Source organism: Halovenus amylolytica, from assembly GCA_004015825.1.
GTDB lineage: Archaea > Halobacteriota > Halobacteria > Halobacteriales > Haloarculaceae > Halovenus > Halovenus amylolytica.
On the sequence record SAYS01000058.1, the window covers coordinates 1 to 1,068 of the forward strand.

The following is a 1,068-nucleotide window of genomic DNA, read 5'->3' on the forward strand; positions in this document are numbered from 1 at the left end:
GGCGGTGGTGCAGAAGTTTTCACAAGGAAGTGGTAGGACGAAATTGATGTGTCCAGCAGCAAGTCCGTCCTACCGAGTAACGCTACGGTCGAACAGGTTTTCAAAGCACTGGAGACAGAGACGACAGCACTGTTTGAACATCTTGACTTCTCGTTTCTCAGGGATTATCCCGTGTTCGCCCCCGATTCGAGGGGGCGAACACGGGTCCATCAGCCGCCAGAGTTGCTGAAAGGCGTTCTTCACTGCTATTACAACGACATCTACGGTCTGCGGCCAATGGAACGAGAACTACGGAACGAAGACGTGTGGCGGCAGTGTGGCTTCGAGCGCCCACCGTCCCGGTGGACGCTTTCGCGGTTCATTACCGACTTCGCGCTCGTCGCGGAAGCTGTCTTCATCGAATTGATCCACGAGCTTGCCGAGCAGATCCCGCTCGGCAAGCTCTTCCGTATCGACGGCACAGATATTCCAGTCGAGCAGTGTGACGACGACGCTGACTGGAACTACGATCACACGGAAGACGATTACTACTACGGTTACGGCTGCTGTGTCGTGACTGCCGCAAACAACATTCCGGTCGCAGCAGCGTTTACACCAGCAAAGAAAGTCGATCAGGAGACGGCGATGCGCGTCACGCGTGACGCGCTCGCCGTCGAAACCCCTCGGTGGATGGTCGGTGATTCAGAGTTTGATATGCTGGAGTGGCACGACCACCTGCTGGCGCAGGCAGTCGTGCCGGTTGCGCCGTACAATCCACGAAACACAGACGACCCGCTGGAGATTGAATATCGCGTCGAAGACCAAATCAAACAACATAGCGACACAGTTCGTCTCTGGCAGAATCAACTCGATAAGACGTATGATCAACGCTCACGCGTGGAAACAGCGATTGGTGTCTGCAAGGATCTCGGCCTCGGGACCCCGCGGGTCCGAGGCCGTGTGAGGGTCAAAGCACACGTCTTTCTCGCTCTGTGTCTTCGGTTGGCCGTTGCGCTCGCTAATCATCATCAAGGAAACGATGTCGCCAGCCCCAACATCATGCTATGAGAACCGTTCTGCACCACCGCT

1 protein-coding gene is annotated in these 1,068 nt (G+C 56.1%); it reads left to right on the forward strand.

Annotation, left to right across the window (positions count from 1 at the left end):
* Positions 1–48: 48 nt before the first annotated feature.
* Entirely contained in the window at positions 49–1,047 is a 999-nt protein-coding gene (locus EOW68_RS18275; protein ID WP_128226582.1) for a transposase, read from the forward strand.
* Positions 1,048–1,068 lie beyond the last annotated feature (21 nt).